Here is a 16,744-nt window from a genome sequence, read left to right on the forward strand (position 1 = left end):
AAAGACAGAAGATCGTTTGAAGACACCGAATCGGCGACAATAGCGGCATGAGCAAGAAACCAGCCAAGGATAAAGCAAACGGCGCGACGGCCACGAAAACCATCGCGTTGAACAAGCGTGCGCGCCACGAGTACCACCTGGAAGAGCGCTACGAAGCCGGCCTGGCCCTGCAGGGCTGGGAGGTCAAGGCGATTCGCGCCGGACGCGCCAATATCATCGACGGCTACGCGTATGTGCGCTCCGGCGAGATTTTCCTGATCGGCGCGCAGATCACACCGCTGATCCAGGCCTCCAGCCACACCGTGCCGGTGGAACGCCGCGACCGCAAGCTGCTGCTGCATCGTCGGGAAATCGACAAGGTGCTGAGCAGCGTCGAACGCGATGGCTACACCCTGGTGCCCACTGCGCTGTACTGGAGCAACAACAAGGTCAAGCTGGAAATCGCACTGGCCAAGGGCAAGCAGAATCACGACAAGCGCGACGCCGCCAAGGACCGCGACTGGCAGCGCGACAAGCAGCGCGTGATGCGGCGGCATAATCGCGATGCGTGAGGGGCCGGGATTGGGGATTCGGGAGTAGGGATTCGTAACGGCAGTTACTGCTTGCTGTTTCAGATGTAGCGACATCTTTGTGCCATCCACACCAGGCGAGCCACCAGTATCCTGACGTGCTTTTGCCAATCCCCAATCCCGACTCCCGAATCACGTCCTCCCAAGCATCCGCATCAGATTAGGCACCCCCCTGCCCTGCACATAGCGATCGCGTTGCAGGTCGGTACTGGTCTCCAGCAGCAGTTGCTTGACCCGATCCGGAAAGCCGATGAACTCGCGGCGTGCGGAAAGAAATCCGGCCAGCACGCCGGAGACATGCGGTGCGGCCATGCTGGTACCGCTCATCTCCACCATCAGGCTGGCCGCATCGTTCGGGTCGAAGTCGTAATAGGCCGACAGGATCTTTTCGCCTGGTGCGACCACATCGGGCTTGCCGCGGCCATCGGCGGTCGGGCCGCGCGACGAAAAATACGAGACGCCGTAGTTATGCGGGCTGCTCTTGTGCACCGAGCCGACCACGATGGCGTCCTCCAGATTGCCCGGGTCGCTGATCGACAGATCCATGTTGGCCGGATACGCATCGCCATCGTTACGCATCAACCAGGCCATGCCCTCGTTGCCAGCGGCAACGACAACCAGTACGCCTTGCCGCCATAGCCGGCGCAACTCATTGCACAACGGCGTAAAACCGCAGCCGTAACTCTCCGGGTCGAAGTAGCCGCCCAGGCTCAGGTTGACCCCGTGGATGACCAACTCGCCTGCGCGCTCGTTGATCGCAGCCACTTGCTGCACCGCCTTGATCATCCACGAATCGCGGCCGTTTCCGGCGTCGTCCAGCACCTTGAATCCATACAACTGCGTGTCCGGCGCCATGCCGGCGAACTCCTGTGGTTTACCGGGATTGCCCTCCACGTCCGCGATCACCGCGCGAGATTGGCCGGCGATGATGCCGGCGATGATGCCGGCGATATGGGTGCCGTGCCCATGCCGATCGAGCCTGGCGAATGCATCGCCATCTGCGCGCGTCAATCGTTTAGGCGCGCCACGCCGCGTGCAATCCCATTGCGCCACCACACTGTCACGCTCGCCCCTCACGAAGAAATGCGGATGACTGGCCGCGATGCCGGTGTCCAGCACCGCCCAGCCGATCTGCTGACCGCGCGCGCGATACGCGGTGCGCGCAGCATCGGCATGCAAGACGTTGCCGGAGACGTTGATCAGCGCGCGCTTGCCGGCATCGCGCCACACGCGCCGGAATCCGAGTGCACGGTAGCGATCCTGCAGCGATTCGATCTCGAAGCGCGTCAGCCGCGCCGAGACGAAACGCTGCAGGCCGTCTTCCAGTTCGATCGCCTCATCCAATGCGTCGCCGCTCAAGCCAGTGCTGCGTGCTGCGGTCTCGCGCAACTGCGCCAGCAGCAGCGCACGCGTGGCGGCCGGGTCGTTGCCGAGCAGGCGACGATCCAGTTCGATCAGCACTTCGTGCCGATGCTCGGACCCATGCGCTTCCAGCTGCTCGCTGAGATCCTTGATCAGCACCGCGTTGGATACCGGCTGATCGAAGCCCATGCCGACGGCCTCACGCACCGCCGCACGCACCTGCGGAATCGACAGATAGCCCGAGCCCGAATGCGGGTTATGCTGCCAATCCGGATTCAAGCGCGCGTCCGAGAGGTTTTCGAAACGTCCCTTGGCATTGGCGATGTCGTCGCTGAGATCCGGGTCCAGCGCGATCGGGTCGCGTGTTTCGGCCACGTTGATCCAGCGCCGCACGCACTCGGGAAACGGCAGCTTGCGCGTGCCGGTCCAGCGTTTGAACATGCTGCGCACTTGCGGCAAGCCCAGCGGCGAGCCCAGGGTCAGGAACAAGCTGACCTCGCACTCGGCGGCCTGCAGCTGGCGCAGCACATCGAAGGCGATCATCGAGCCCTGGCTGTGCGCAACCACCACGAACGGCCCGCCGCCCGAGCGCAAGCGCTGCGCCAGGCTTTCGCGCATCAACGCCGCACGCTCGGGCACGAAGAACAGATCGTGCACGTCCTGCAGCAATGCGGCAGAAATCAGCCGAAGCAGCACGCGGTTGATCGCATCGATCGGGCCTTTCGCCTGCACGTCACCAACGGCAGGCGTGGCGGACGCCGTGTCCAGCTCGTCCAGCAAGCGATGCAGATCGCTGCGTTCCTGCTCGCTCTGCGCCAACGCATCGGCCAGCAGATGCAGATCCTGCTCGCCTGGCACCAACCCAAGCGTACTCAAGGCGCGCTGCACACTCTGATTGAGCGCAGGGCCGACATCGCGCGCCTCGCAACTGCCGGGCTCGGCGACCGGATACCGCTCGCGATTGACCCAGTACGCCAGGCGCGTGCGCTCGCCCATCGGCCGCCCGAACAAGGCCTTGTCCCATTGGCAGCGCAACACCTCGGCCGGCGGCTTGTTGCCGATGCCATGGATGTAGATCACCGTGCGCGCCTTGTCGTGCACGCGGCTCTTCGCCGTGGTCTGCGGCTGCGCGCTGCGCGCTGCACGTTTGCGCGCGGGTTGATCGGCAGTGGCCGCTGGTTTGCGGGGCGCTGCACGCGCCGGCCGTGGACGTGGGGGCTTGCTGGTCGCCATCGCTTCGCTCCTTCGTTTACAGATTGTTCCGTTCGGTACGGGACTGAAGCCACTGTAAGCGCTGCGTATCTCACCACTTGTGACAGGGCGCGCCGATCCCTACACTGGGCAGGTCAGCGTTTTGATGCTTTCCCCGGGGGTGCACTGGTTTCGACGGGGGTCGCGAAGTCGCTTGGCGCATGCCGAGGGGGCAGCTTTCCTCGTTAATCCAGCAGCAAACTTTTAGTTGCCAACGATGACAACTATGGTTCGGACTACGCTATCGCCGCTTAACTGGCTTTAGTTTTAGTTCTACAGCCGCCTAAGGCGAACCCCCGAACCTACTTGTGCCCGTGCTCGTAGATGTAGGGTCATTATCACGGAACCGTCGGTAGTGGCTGCCTGTCAGCTACCGGTTAGATAAAGCAGGCTGGTTTCCAGGTGCGCTTTGCCAACCGTGCTGCCTGGAAATGAGATCTAACGGAGGGCTAAGCATGTAGTGCTGGGGATGGAGTGCTTCCGGACGGCGGTTCGATTCCGCCCACCTCCACCAAACAACGGTCCTAAGACGACCGACTAAGGCCGGGACTCTCGATGCAGAGGGTTCCCGGCCTTTTTCATGGGCGCTGCAAAGTCGTCGGATCGATGGCCCATCCAATGAAGCACGGCTGTCTACGCTGCGTATTGCGTCAGATAGTGACGTGGCCCATCTGTTCGGGGGCCATGGTCGGCGCGACCGCGATCTGTGGCGAGCTCGCCTCCACGGGCAAGGCATCGCCGCGCAGTCGGTCAAAAAGCTGCAGTAATTCGGTGGCCTCTTGCTGCAGCAGGACCAGGCGCTCTTGTTGGGCTCTTCCATCTCACGCTCCTCTGGAGACACTCCCCAGCATCTGATGCAGTGAGAGCAAACCTCGTGCCAGCGTAGTGGCTGCAGGCATCCGTGAGCTGTAGTTGCACCACACAGAATCCGTGACATAAGCGCGGCGCGCCGAGCACAAGCACAATCGACGGGCAGCAGCATCCAACGAATGACCAAGACGTGTTGGCGGCGCCAACGTGCCACGCGATACCGACGCACCGTTCTCGACACGCGCCTCACTGTCACTACCGGAATTCTGAACGAACGGCCAAACGAGGTGAAGCGTAGGCACGCGCTTTGCATCAGCCTCTACCAGACGATCAGTGTTGGGGAACACGGTGTTGACCAAAAAAGCAAAACGCCATGCCGCCGGGGCTTTACTGCTCGGCGGGGTGATCTTCGTGCTGATCGGTGTGGGCGGTTATTTCACCACGCAGCGTTCGCTCTCCGACGCCGGCTGGGTGACGCATACGCAGGAAGTAATCGCCGCCATCGATGAAATCCAGGCCGGCATGCTGTCGGCGGAGTCGTCTGTGCGTGGCTATGTGCTGACCGATAACGAGGCGTTTCTAGGCGTGTATGCCGATGCGATCGGACGCCTGCCCGAACGCATCGTGCGCCTGGAAGCGCTGGTACAGGACAACGTGGCGCAGGAGCGCAATGTCGTGCTACTGCGGCGGTTGATGGACACGCGCCTGGTGCAGATCAACGACTTGCTGCACAGCTACCGCGCAAACGGCCTGGATGGCGCACGTGCTTCGATTGCGCGCGGGGTGTTTCAGACCTCCTCCACGCTGCGTCGCCAGGTGCAGACCATGACCGAGCTGGAACGCCGCCAATTGGTGACCCGTACCGAGACCAACCAGACCAGCGCGCAGTGGGTGCTGCGTAGCACCGTGATCGGCATCATCAGCGGACTGTTGGTGATGCTGCTTGCCTACCGCCTGCTGTCGCGCGAACTGGAACGACGCGTGCGTGCCGAGGACGAGGCCAGCAGCACCAGCGAGCGACTGGTGGAGTCGTTCGCCGCACTCGAACGCACTTCCGCCGGACTGGAGGCGCTGTCGCGCTATTCGGGGCTGCTGCAGAACTGTCGCGATGCCGAAGAAGCGCTGGAAATCACCGCGCGCACGATTGCGCCGTTGATCCCCGGTGCCTCTGGCGCGGTCTACCTGCTGCGCGCCTCGCGCGATCGCGCCGAGCCGGTGGTCACCTGGGGCGCGATGGCTGACGACGACAGTGCCAGCATTGCGCCGCACGACTGTTGGGCGCTGCGTCGCGATCGCACGCATGTGGTGGAGGACATCAGTCAGGGCATGGTCTGCCAACATGCCGGCGCCAATCTTCCGGCGCATGCAAGCACGGTCTGCATTCCGTTGTCGGCGCAAGGTACGCAATTGGGCATGCTGGCGTTGCGCAGCGAGGATCCGCGCGAACTGACCTCGTTGACCGTGGCCGAAGCGGCCGCAGAACAACTCTCGCTGGCGCTGCACAACCTGCGTTTGCGCGAGACGCTGCGTCAGCAATCCATCCGCGATCCGCTGACCGGTCTGTACAACCGCCGCTATCTGGAAGAGGCGCTCAACCACGAACTGGCACGCTGCACGCGCCGGGCGCTGCCGTTGTCGGTATTGATGCTGGACGTGGACCATTTCAAACAGTTCAACGATCTGCATGGGCACAGTGGTGGCGATCGCGTGCTGGCGGCGATTGGCGAATTCCTGCTGACGCAGATGCGTGGCGAAGACATCTGCTGCCGCTATGGTGGCGAAGAATTGACCATCATCCTGCCGGAAGTGGATCTCCCCACCGCCAGCAAGATGGCCGAGAAGTTGCGCGTGGGCATCGAGGCCTTGCAGGTCATGGCCGACGGGGTATCGCTACCCAAGATCACCGCATCGTTTGGTGCGGCCAGCTTCCCCGAGCATGCAGGCAATGCAACGCAACTGCTGCGGCGTGCGGACGAGGCGCTGTACCGGGCCAAACAGGCTGGGCGCAATCAGGTGGTGAGCGCGGGCGCTTCGACTGCGGCATTGTAATCGTCGATCAACTGCAACAAGGCGCACTGTCGCCAGGAATGCGATCTGCTGATGCTGCCTCGCGGCCGGGTCGCGCCTACCTGGCTGCCGTACCCTCGTATTGCCAATCATGCAGAGCAAGACTCAAACGCAGGCCTGCCCGTCTTCGTCGGTTGGAATCAGGCCGGCGCCGGCAAGCATTGCATCGACGCGGGTCCGCACGTAGGCGGCCTCTTCGGGCTCGACGCTGCTCAGCAGGGCTTCGGCGCGTGCCTGGAAATCGAGATAGTCGAAATCCGCATCTTCATCGGCCGACAGCTGCGGCAATGCATCCTGCAACGCATCCAGGCGCGTCTCGAGTTCTTCGCGGGTAGGCATGGCAGACTCCAATGGCAAAGCGGACACGGTTGCGGCAAGGCCGTCAACAAGGTGCGAAGTCCTGCCCTGCAATGCTTCATCTTCCTACCCGATGCAGCGGCACTGCACGCTCAATTTCCACAGTGCGCAGCCGATAATGATGCCGACTCCTATAGAACCTTCCCTGTGATCCTCCACCTGCGGCGGGATTTCCGCCTCGGCATCGTCAAGATGCTTGGGCCAATCACCGCGCTGTTGCTCTGCCTCTATGCGGTGTACCTGGCCATGACCGGTCAGGTCGTCGCCTGCCTGATCACCGCAACGCTCGGTGTGCTTGCGGTATGGCGCGGCTGGCAGATGCGCAGTGCCGACCGCACCGGTGTGGGCGGGGTGTGGCTGGCATCGATCAATGTGAGCGGGTGCCTGGTGGCGTGCTGGACCGGCGGCGATGGCGCGCTGCCCTGGCTGTTTCCGGTGCTGGCGACCAATTATTTTCTATGCGGACCGCAACGTGCGGTGCTGCTCAGCCTGCCGCTGTTGGCGGCACTGTTGTTGTTGCCCGGTTTGATCGTCAGCCCTGGTCAAGGCGTGTCGACGGTCGTGGTGACCTTGGTGACGCTGACGGTGGGGTATGCGTTTTCGCTGCGCATGCAGGACGACCGCGTGCATCTGGAAGAGCTGGCATCGCTGGATGCGCTCACTGGTTTGCCCAACCGACGCATGCTCGAACGCGCGCTCACCCATCAGATCGATCAGCGGCAACCGCATGATCGGCTCAACAGCCTGATCATCCTGGACCTGGATCATTTCAAGGAGGTCAACGATCTGTACGGGCATGCCGCGGGCGATGCCGCACTCTCGGATCTGGCCACCATCCTGCGCTACGAGGTACGCGATCCGCATCAGGTGTTCCGCTTCGGCGGCGAAGAATTCGTGGTGTTGTTGCGCGCCGGCTCGCTGCAGGAACTGGAAGCGGCGACCGAGCGCCTGCGCAAGGTCATTCGCAATGGCCTGCGCGGCCCGGGTGGACGGATCACGGTGTCGCTGGGTGCGGCCCGCCACGATGGCGAGACGCATTGGCAGGACTGGTTTTCACGCGCCGATGCGGCGCTGTATCTGGCCAAGAACGGCGGCCGCGATAGCGTGCGGGTTGCCGACTGACCCACCGGTTGCGGGGCGACACCTTGGCCGCCCCGCATGCCTGCTTCAACGATTGACTACAGCCACCGGTACCGCAGGTGCTTCACCCTGCTTCCAGCCGCCCAGCGCTTTGTAGACACCGACCACACCAACATTCACCGCCGCTTCGGCCTGTGCCAACGCATCGTCTGCGGCCAGTTGGGTGCGTTGTGCATCCAGCAGCGTGAGGAAGTCTTCCGAGCCCTCGCGGTAGCGGATCTGCGCCAACTGTTCGGCACGCCGTGCGGCATTGGCCTGCTCCACCACGATCGCCAGACGCGCCTGCTGGCGGCCATAGCCGATCAGTGCGTTCTCGGTGTCTTCCAACGCCAGCAATACGGCCTGCTGGTATTGCGCCAACGCGCCTTCGGCCTGCGCCTTGCTGGCACGCAGGCGCGCACGCACGGTGCCGAAGTCGAACGCTGCCCAGCTGATCGACGGGGTGATCGACCAGGCCTTGCCACTGCCCTCGGTCAGCCTGGCCGCATCGCCGGACAGGAAGCCGACAAAGCCGCTCACGCTGATGCGCGGGAACAGGTCAGCAGTCGCAACGCCAACCTGCGCGGTGGCTGCCGCCAGGCGACGTTCTGCACTGCGCACGTCCGGTCGCTGACGCAGCAGCCCGGCGGTGTCGCCCAGCGGCAACGCACGTGCGAACGCGGGCGTGGTGCGCGGTACCAGGGTGGCATCCAGCGCGTCCGGCGCCTGGCCGAGCAACACGGCCAGACGGTGGCGGTATTGCGCCTCGGCGGTTTCCAGCAACGGAATATCCGCCTCGATCGCCTTCAGCCGCGCCAGGCTGCTCTGCACTTCCAGCTCGCTACCGGCGCCCAGGTCCCAACGCGTCTGCGTCAGTTTCTGGGTGTCGTGCAGATTGGTCAGCGTGCGCTTGGAGACATCCAGCTGCTTCTGCGTACCGCGCAACTCGAAGTAGTTGCGGGCCACTTCGGCTGCGACCGTGACCTGCACGTCGAGCAAACCGGCTTGCTCGGCTTCCAGATCGGCACGTGCCGCTTCCGACGCACGCCGCTGACGACCGAATAGATCCAGCTCCCAGGCCGCATCCAGACCCAGGGTGGTCTGTTCGGTGAGGAAACGCTGATTGCCGGCAATCACCTGCTGTTGTTCGCGCCGATCGAAGCTGCCCTGCGCAGTGATGTGCGGAGCTTGGTCCAGACGACGTTCGACGAACACCGCACGCGCCTGCTTGACGCGCGAGACGGCGATGCGCAGATCGTGGTTGGCGAACAAGCCATCGCGCACCAGTTGCTCCAGCACCGGGTCGTCGAACTGCGACCACCAGTTGCCGACCGGCGACTCGGCGCTGTAGGCCGCGTCCTGCGCGCCCTGCAGCGTCACCGCGGCGGGTGGGTCGGGCCGGTAATCCGGGCCGACCGCACAACCGCTGAGCACCAGCGCGGCCAGTGCCACGCTCAAGAATGTCCTCACCATGGCAACACGTCTCCCAAATACGTAAAGCTGCCGGTGGCGCCGTGCGCGTCGAGCAGCGCCATCTGCACGCTGCTGTGCGCGCCCTGCTCCACTTCGATCTCACCGTTACCAGCGTTCATATCGGTTTTGACATAGCCCGGATGCACGCTGTTGACCTTGATGGCGGTGTCGCGCAGCTCATAGGCCAGATGCACGGTCCAACTGTTCAGCGCGCTCTTGGAGGCGTTGTACGCAGGAACCTTGGCGTCGTAGATCGGCGAGCCGGGCTGGCTGTGCAAGGTCAGCGAGCCGAGCTGGCTCGATACGTTGACGATGCGCCCGGCCAGCGAACGTCGCAGCAGCGGCAGAAACGCCTTGGTCACGCCGACCACGGCGAACAGATTGGTGTCGAAGGTGCGCTTCCACACCTCCAGACTCTGCTGCGACGGCGTGCGCTGCATGTCGTCGATCATGATGCCGGCGTTGTTGATCAGGATGTCCAGGTGGCCATGACGCTGTTCCACCGTGCCCACGGCTGCGGCGATACTGATGTCGTCGTTGACGTCGAGCTGGATGGCTTCCACCGGCAGGCCCTCGGCCTGCAGCTTGAGTGCGGCAGCGACCGCGTCATCGCGCTTGCGGCCGGCCAGCAGCGTGTGCACGCCTGCCTGGGCCAATTGCCGAACGGTTTCCAGGCCGATGCCGCGGGTGGCACCGGTGACCAGTGCAATTTTGCTGTTGCTCATTTCAAAATCCTTCGAATGGATGGAATGCACCGCGGCGCTTACGCCTTGACGGGATCATGCGAGACGGCAGCCGATGCGGCGGGTTGTTCACCACGGGTCACCCACTTGCGCAGGGCCACGTAGAACACCGGAGTCAGGAACAGGCCGAACAGGGTCACACCGAGCATGCCGGCGAACACAGTGATGCCGGTGACCGAGCGCACTTCGGCGCCGGCGCCATGACCGAACACCAGCGGCACGGTGCCGGCGATGAAGGCGATGGAGGTCATCACGATCGGGCGCAGACGCAGGCGGCAGGCTTCCAGCGCGGCTTCGACGATGCCCTTGCCGTGCATCTCGAGTTCGCGGGCGAATTCCACGATCAGGATCGCGTTCTTGCACGCCAGGCCCATCAACACCACCAGACCCACCTGCACGAACACGTTGTTGTCGCCACCGGTGAGCCACACGCCGAACAAGGCGGATAGCAAGGTCATCGGTACGATCAGGATCACTGCCAGCGGCAGGGTCCAGCTCTCGTACAACGCGGCCAGCACCAGGAACGCCAGCAACACCGCCATCGGGAACACGATCAACGCCGAGTTGCCCTGGATGGATTGCTGATAGCTCAGATCGGTCCACTCGATGTTCATGCCGTTGGGCAACACCTTCGGCGCCATGCCGGCCAGCGTCTGCATCGCCTGTGTGGACGAGAGCACGCGCGGATCCGCTTCGCCGATCAGATCGGCAGCCGGATAGCCGTTGTAGCGGATCACCGGGTCCGGGCCGTAGGTCTGGCCCAGCGTGACCATGCTGCCGATCGGCACCATCTGCCCGCGATCGTTGCGGGTGCGCAGATTGGCGATGTCTTCAACACTGTCGCGGAACTGTCCATCGGCCTGGGCGATCACCTGATAGGTGCGACCGAAGCGATTGAAGTCGTTGATGTAGGACGAACCCAGATAGGTCTGCAGCGTGTCGAACAGATTGGTCAGCGGCACGCCCTGTGCTTTTGCCTTGTCGCGATCGACCTTGGCGTCGAGCTGCGGCACGTTGGCCTGATACGTGCCGATCGGGAACTGCATGCCCGGCGTTTGCGAGATCGCACCGGACATCGCATTGACCGCACTCTGCAACTGGCCATAGCCCAGACCGGCACGGTCCTGGATGTACAGCGAGTAGCCCGAGCCCTGCCCCAGACCCAGAATCGGCGGCGGCATGAACGCAAACGCAAAGCCCTGCTGGATCTGGCTGATGCGTGCGTTGATCTCCGCGTTGATCTGCTCGGCCGTGCGGCTGCGCTGGCTAAACGGCTTGAGGGTGAGGAACACCGTGCCGGTGTTGGGCGTGTTGGTGAACTGCAGCGGATTCAGGCCCGGGAACGCAATCGCGTGGTCCACGCCTTCTGTCTGCAGCGCGATCTGGGTGATCTGACGGATCACCTCATTGGTGCGCTCCAGCGATGCGCCTTCCGGCAGTTTGGTACCGGCGATCAGGTACAGCTTGTCCTGGGTCGGAATGAAGCCGCCCGGCACCACCTTGAACATGAAACCGGTGGCCACCAGCAGCAGCAGATACACCATGAACACCGCACCGCGCTTGCCCAGCGCACGCGACACCGCGCCCTGATACTTGTTGGAGCTGGTGTTGAAGAAGCGATTGAACGGACGGAACAACCAGCCGAACAAACGATCGATCAATCGCGTCGGGCCATCCTTGGGTGCGTCGTGGGCCTTGAGCAACATGGCCGCCAATGCCGGCGACAGCGTCAACGAGTTGATCGCCGAGATCACCGTGGAGATCGCGATGGTCACCGCGAACTGCTTGTAGAACTGGCCGGTCACGCCCGACAGGAACGCCATCGGCACGAACACCGCGCACAGCACCAGCGCGATGGCGATGATCGGCCCGGACACTTCGCGCATCGCCTGATGCGCAGCAGCCAACGGGCTCAGGCCTTCTTCGATATTGCGCTCGACGTTTTCCACCACCACGATCGCGTCGTCGACCACGATGCCGATCGCCAGCACCAGCCCGAACAGGCTCAGCGTGTTGATCGAAAAACCCAGCAGATACAGTGCGGCAAACGTACCGACCACCGACACCGGCACCGCCAGCAACGGGATGATCGAGGCGCGCCAGGTCTGCAGGAACAGGATCACCACCAGCACCACCAGCAGCACCGCCTCCAGCAGCGTGCTGACCACCGCACTGATCGAGTCGCGCACGAACACGGTCGGGTCATACGCAGCCGACCACGCCATGTCCTGCGGGAACTGCTTCTCCAGCTCCGCCATCTTGGCGCGTACCGCATCGGACAATTCGATCGCGTTGGCACCCGGCGACTGGAACACGCCCATGCCCACCGCGTTCTGGTTGTCCAGCTGCGAGCGCAAGGTGTAGTTGCCGGCGCCCAGTTCCAGACGCGCCACATCCGACAGGCGCACGATCTCGCCGCTGTTGCCGCTGCGGATCACGATGTTGCCGAACTCTTCTTCGGTGGTGAGGCGGCCCTGCGCGTTGATCGACAGCAGGAAATCGCTCTTGTTGGGCATCGGCTCGGCACCGAGCTGACCGGCGGAGACCTGCACGTTCTGCTCGCGGATCGCAGCAACCACGTCGCTGGCAGTGAGCCCGCGTGCGGCGACCTTGTCCGGATCCAGCCAGATGCGCATGGCGTAATCGCCTGCACCGAAGATCTGGATCTGGCCCACGCCCGGCAGGCGCGACAGCTCGTCCTTGACCTTCAGCAACGCGTAGTTGCTCAGGTACAACGAGTTGTACTTGCCTTTGGGCGAGGTCAGATGCACGACCATGGTCAGCGTCGGGGACTGCTTCTGGGTGGTGACACCCTGCCGGCGCACGTCTTCGGGCAGACGCGCCTGCGCCTGGCTGACGCGGTTCTGCACCTGCACTTGCGCCTGGTCCGGATCGGTACCCGGCTTGAAGGTCACGGTGACCACCAGCACGCCATCGGAGCCGGCGACCGACTTCATGTACATCATGTCTTCCACGCCGTTGATGGCTTCCTCAAGCGGCGTGGCGACGGTCTCGGCGATGACCTTGGGATTGGCGCCCGGATACACCGCACGCACCTGCACGCTCGGCGGCACCACTTCCGGGTACTCGCTGATGGGCAATAGCGGCATGGCGATCAGGCCGGCAGCGAAAATGATGATCGACAGCACCGCGGCAAAGATCGGCCGGTCGATGAAAAAACGGGAAAAGTCCATTGGGGTGGTCCTGAAAGAGGTTGCCGCCAGGTGGCGGCGCGGCACGCGCCGCCCTGAACCGGCCCGATGAGAAGGCCGGTGGTCATGGGCGTGCGATGCAGCGATGAATCAGTGCAGCGGTCGAACCTGCTGCGCAGTCGCACTGCGGACGCGACTGCATGCGAGGTGTAATCGACGCGATTTATTTCGACGCAGTGCGCTTGTCCGAGGTGGGCACCATCGCCACGGTCTTGGCATCGACCGGCATGCCAGGCATGAAGATCTTCTGCACGCCGTCGACCACCACGCGGTCGCCAACGGCCAGTCCCTTGCGCACGATGCGCAGACCATCGGCATTGCGGCCGAGCTCCACATCGCGCCGCTGCGCCTTGCCGTCCTTTTCCACCACGTAGACGTACTTGCGGTCCTGGTCGGTCAGCACGGCTTTTTCGTCGACCAGCATGGCCTTGAACTGGCCGCTGCCCAGCAATTGCACGTGGGCATACAGGCCCGGCGTGAACTGCCGCTGCGCGTTGTCCAGCACCGCGCGCACGCGGATGGTGCCGGTGCTGCGGGTGACCTGGTTATCCAGGAAATCCACGCGCCCGGCATGCGGGAACCCCTGCTCGCCGACCAGGCCGATGCGCACCGGCAACTCGCCGCCACGCGCGTCCGGACGCTCGCCATCGCGGGTCATCTGCGAATAGCGCAGGAAGGTGCCTTCGTCGGCATCGAAGTAGACGAACATCTTGTCCAGCGACACCAACGTGGTCAGCACGCTGGCGCTGTCGCTGGCCGTGACCAGGTTGCCGGCAGTGACCATCGCACGCCCGGCGCGGCCGTCGATCGGTGCGCGGACGCGGGTCCAGTCAAGATTGAGCTTGGCGGTATCCACTGCGGCCTGCGCAGCCAGCACTTCGGCATCGGCCTGGTCGCCAGCGGCGCGGCGCTGCTCCCAGGTTTCGGTGGAAATGGCCTGCTGCTCGGACAACTTGCGCGCGCGTGCCGCTTCGCTGCGGGCCAGGTTGGCCTGCGTGCGGGCACGCACCAGCGCTGCATTGGCGCGTGCGAATTCGGCGCGGTAGCTGCGGTCATCGATGCTGAAGAGCACATCGCCCTTCTTCACTTCGGCGCCTTCGACATAGTTGACCTTGTCGATATAGCCGGACACGCGCGGGCGCAGCTCGACGCTTTCCACCGGCTCGATACGGCCGCTGAATTCGTCCCACTGGCTGATTTCCTTGCTCAGCACCGGGGCGACGCTGACGCTGGGCGGCGGCGGTGCACCGGTCTCGGCGGCCTGGCTGCCGCAACCGGCCAACACGACCGCCAGTACGGCGCCCGTCAATACGGTACGCAAGGGAAAACGGAACGGGGTGGCGTTCGTAGTCATGGGGAAATCTCTCGGGTGGGGATGGGGAAATGCAGACCAGCCAGCCGGTCCGCCGACGGAGCGGCATGCAGGCGACGACTGACGGTCACGACAGGTTGTCCGGGCTGGCCAGGCCCGACGATCAACGACACGGCGGCGCGACCGACATCCACGGCGCGGATCCATTCCGGACACGCATCCTTGGCACGGCCGGGCGTACACACCGGTTGCTCGATCGACAGCAGGTGGACACGCACGCCCAGCGGCTTGGCTTCTTCGTGCAGCACCTGGGCGAGCATGCGGGTGGCCGCAGCGGCGATGGAAATATCGCCATGCGCGGCCCAGGCGCGCAGCGGGCTGCCGAGCAAGAGATAGCGGCCACCGCCATCGGCCTCGCTCAGCAGCGGCAACAGATGGCGGGCAGCAGCCAGATGCGGCAGCACGTCGCGCTCCAGGCGGCGACGCAACGCGGTGACCGGGCGGTCCAGCAAGCGGCCGGCCTTGAGCGGGCTGCCCAGGCTGGCGATCACTGCCGCCAACGGATGTGGGCGTTGCGCCAGTTCGGTCGCCAGCGCCTGCGCGGAGGTGTCATCGGCCACCGAGCCTTGCAGGGTGTCCAACAGGGGAGAGTTGCCGTGCTCCGCGCGTAGCGCATCGAGCTTGGCAGCATCGCGTCCAATCACGAGTACCCGCATGCCGGCGTCGAGCAGCGCGGCGACGATACCGGCGCCCACATTGCCCGCGCCACCGATGACAGCCGTCTCGGATTGAACCATCCCATTCATGGGACTTTCACTCCCGACATCGGGACAATTCCGCTCTGCATCCAGCGCGCCGGCAGTCCAGCCCGTTTGGCCGGCGCACCGCCGGCCTGACGCTTCGGCGACGCTGCAAATGTGCGCGAAACGCCGGCACGCGGGCTTTTCGCCGACGAAATCACTGGATCGAAGGCACCTTCAATCGCGTTGCGTGAGGTGGAGGACAAACCGAAAACGTCGCACAACCACATGGCCGTGCTCCTGCATGAAGGGGATGACGTACAAGTTAGGCCTCAAAGCAGGACTTGATTAGTCCTGATTTAGGGGAATAATCGTCCCGTAAGCGGTCCAATCCTCCTGACCCCCTGGAAGGCACCCCCATGATCCACGATCTCAACGACACCCTGATCTTCGTCAAGGTGGTCGAGCAAGGTAGTTTCATCGCCGCCGCCAACGCGCTCGGTCTGCCCAAGACCACCGTCAGTCGCAAGGTGCAGGAACTCGAAACCCGGCTCGGCGCGCGCCTGCTGCATCGGACCACGCGCCGGATCGGCCTGACCGAAGCCGGCTCGGTCTATCACGAACATTGCCAACGCATCGCCCGCGAACTGGAAGAAGCCGAAAGCGCGGTCGGGCAATTGCAGTCAGGCCCGCGCGGCTGGTTGCGCTTTACCGTGCCCTACTCGCTCGGCATCACCTGGATCGCACCGTTGCTGGGCGAGTTCCATGCGCAGTATCCGGAGATCCAGCTGGACATGCACCTGGGCAACGAGAAGCTGGACCTGATCGGCGGCGAAGCCGATCTGGCGCTGCGTGTCGGTGCGCTGCCGGATTCGAATCTGGTCGCACGCAAACTCGGCAGTCTGCGCACGCAGGTCTTCGCCAGCCCGTCCTATATCGAACGCTATGGCGAGCCGCTGCATCCGGACGAGCTGCAATTCCATCGCACGCTGGCACTGCGCAAGAACCGCAACGTGCACAACAACCGCTTTTTCTGGTCGCTCAGCGACGGCAGCGACGTGCGCGACTTCCCGGTCAATCCGCTGATGGTGGCCAACGATCCGGCCGCGCTCAACGGTGCAGTACTCTGCGGCGAAGGCCTGCTATTGACTGGCGATGTAATGGCCAAACCGTTCGTGCAATCGGGCTTGGTACGCCGCGTGCTCGCTGGTTGGACAGGCCCGGAGGTCGACTTCAACGCAGTGTTTGCCGGCGGCCGTCTGGTCTCGCCGAAAGTGCGTGCCTTCGTGGACTTTCTGGTCACCCGGATGAACTTCGACGCCGACTACATGATGGCGCAGTGCCCGGCACGACTGGCTGCGCAGAAAGCAGACAACGATGCGAAAGTGGAGGTGGTCACAGAGGCGAAATTGCGCGCCGAAGGCAAGCGCATCCTGGAAAACGTCACCGCGTAATACCGAATCAAACAGCCGCCCAACGGAGTAACCCTTCTCTCTCCGGCAGAAGGTGCCGAAGGGCGGATGAGGGTACGGTTGCACGTTTGGATGCAGTCACTTGGTTAGGTCAAAAGCAGCGTTAGTCGAGGGCGCGGTGCCCTCACCAGAAAGTTTGTAGGTCGCTTCGTTGAAAGCCTGCCTATTATCTGGTGTGCGTTGCAATGCTGATCGGACGCGCCGTCATCAAAAAATGCGTCATGCACTGCTTGCAACCATGCATACCGACACTCTCG

General features: G+C 63.7%; 12 protein-coding genes and 1 other RNA gene. 5 read left to right on the forward strand and 8 right to left on the reverse strand.

Annotated elements, in window-relative coordinates; translation table 11 throughout:
* Nucleotides 1-47: 47 nt before the first annotated feature.
* On the forward strand, nucleotides 48-551 hold the full coding sequence (gene smpB / locus AC1PLU_RS14595; RefSeq protein WP_006449452.1) for an SsrA-binding protein SmpB: 504 nt from the start codon (nucleotides 48-50) through the stop codon (nucleotides 549-551).
* A gap of 150 nt (nucleotides 552-701) precedes the next feature.
* Here smpB and AC1PLU_RS14600 read toward each other — a convergent pair whose 3' ends face one another.
* A complete protein-coding gene (locus tag AC1PLU_RS14600) occupies nucleotides 702-3,164 on the reverse strand; it encodes a S8 family serine peptidase (RefSeq protein ID WP_481106596.1) in 2,463 nt (820 codons plus the stop codon).
* Nucleotides 3,165-3,299: 135 nt separating this feature from the next.
* Here AC1PLU_RS14600 and ssrA point away from each other — a divergent pair.
* Nucleotides 3,300-3,696, forward strand: a transfer-messenger RNA (tmRNA) gene (ssrA, locus tag AC1PLU_RS14605).
* Nucleotides 3,697-4,340: 644 nt separating this feature from the next.
* Nucleotides 4,341-6,041 (forward strand): sensor domain-containing diguanylate cyclase, encoded by a 1,701-nt coding sequence (locus AC1PLU_RS14610; RefSeq protein ID WP_481106597.1) that lies wholly within the window; start codon nucleotides 4,341-4,343, stop codon nucleotides 6,039-6,041.
* A gap of 123 nt (nucleotides 6,042-6,164) precedes the next feature.
* On the opposite strand, the gene AC1PLU_RS14615 is transcribed toward AC1PLU_RS14610, so the two are convergent.
* Nucleotides 6,165-6,470, reverse strand: a complete 306-nt coding sequence (locus AC1PLU_RS14615) for a hypothetical protein (RefSeq protein ID WP_115036604.1) — start codon at nucleotides 6,468-6,470, stop codon at nucleotides 6,165-6,167.
* Between the two features lie 93 nt (nucleotides 6,471-6,563).
* On the opposite strand from AC1PLU_RS14615, the gene AC1PLU_RS14620 reads away from it, so the two are divergent.
* Nucleotides 6,564-7,538, forward strand: coding sequence for a GGDEF domain-containing protein (locus AC1PLU_RS14620; protein ID WP_023903522.1), 975 nt, complete (start codon nucleotides 6,564-6,566; stop codon nucleotides 7,536-7,538).
* Nucleotides 7,539-7,583: 45 nt separating this feature from the next.
* On the opposite strand, the gene AC1PLU_RS14625 is transcribed toward AC1PLU_RS14620, so the two are convergent.
* The 6 genes from AC1PLU_RS14625 to AC1PLU_RS14650 form a co-directional block, all read right to left on the reverse strand.
* A complete protein-coding gene (locus AC1PLU_RS14625) occupies nucleotides 7,584-9,008 on the reverse strand; it encodes an efflux transporter outer membrane subunit (RefSeq protein ID WP_023903521.1) in 1,425 nt (474 codons plus the stop codon).
* The gene (locus AC1PLU_RS14630; RefSeq protein WP_006451892.1) at nucleotides 9,002-9,733 is read right to left on the reverse strand and encodes an SDR family oxidoreductase; all 732 of its coding nucleotides are present in this window, start codon (nucleotides 9,731-9,733) and stop codon (nucleotides 9,002-9,004) included. Before AC1PLU_RS14630 ends, AC1PLU_RS14625 begins: the two co-directional genes overlap by 7 nt.
* A 38-nt stretch (nucleotides 9,734-9,771) precedes the next feature.
* A complete protein-coding gene (locus AC1PLU_RS14635; RefSeq protein WP_006451893.1) occupies nucleotides 9,772-12,945 on the reverse strand; it encodes an efflux RND transporter permease subunit in 3,174 nt (1,057 codons plus the stop codon).
* Nucleotides 12,946-13,126: 181 nt separating this feature from the next.
* Nucleotides 13,127-14,317, reverse strand: a complete 1,191-nt coding sequence (locus tag AC1PLU_RS14640) for an efflux RND transporter periplasmic adaptor subunit (protein WP_481106598.1) — start codon at nucleotides 14,315-14,317, stop codon at nucleotides 13,127-13,129.
* Nucleotides 14,314-15,081, reverse strand: coding sequence for an SDR family NAD(P)-dependent oxidoreductase (locus tag AC1PLU_RS14645; protein WP_168959963.1), 768 nt, complete (start codon nucleotides 15,079-15,081; stop codon nucleotides 14,314-14,316). The genes AC1PLU_RS14640 and AC1PLU_RS14645 overlap by 4 nt, the downstream gene beginning before the upstream one ends.
* Nucleotides 15,078-15,305, reverse strand: a complete 228-nt coding sequence (locus AC1PLU_RS14650; protein ID WP_085462307.1) for a hypothetical protein — start codon at nucleotides 15,303-15,305, stop codon at nucleotides 15,078-15,080. Before AC1PLU_RS14650 ends, AC1PLU_RS14645 begins: the two co-directional genes overlap by 4 nt.
* A gap of 129 nt (nucleotides 15,306-15,434) precedes the next feature.
* Between AC1PLU_RS14650 and AC1PLU_RS14655 the strand changes: the two genes are divergently transcribed.
* Nucleotides 15,435-16,469, forward strand: a complete 1,035-nt coding sequence (locus AC1PLU_RS14655; protein ID WP_023903516.1) for an XC_2801 family transcriptional regulator — start codon at nucleotides 15,435-15,437, stop codon at nucleotides 16,467-16,469.
* Nucleotides 16,470-16,744 lie beyond the last annotated feature (275 nt).

The sequence above is a fragment of the Xanthomonas sp. NCPPB 2933 genome (genome assembly GCF_056725225.1).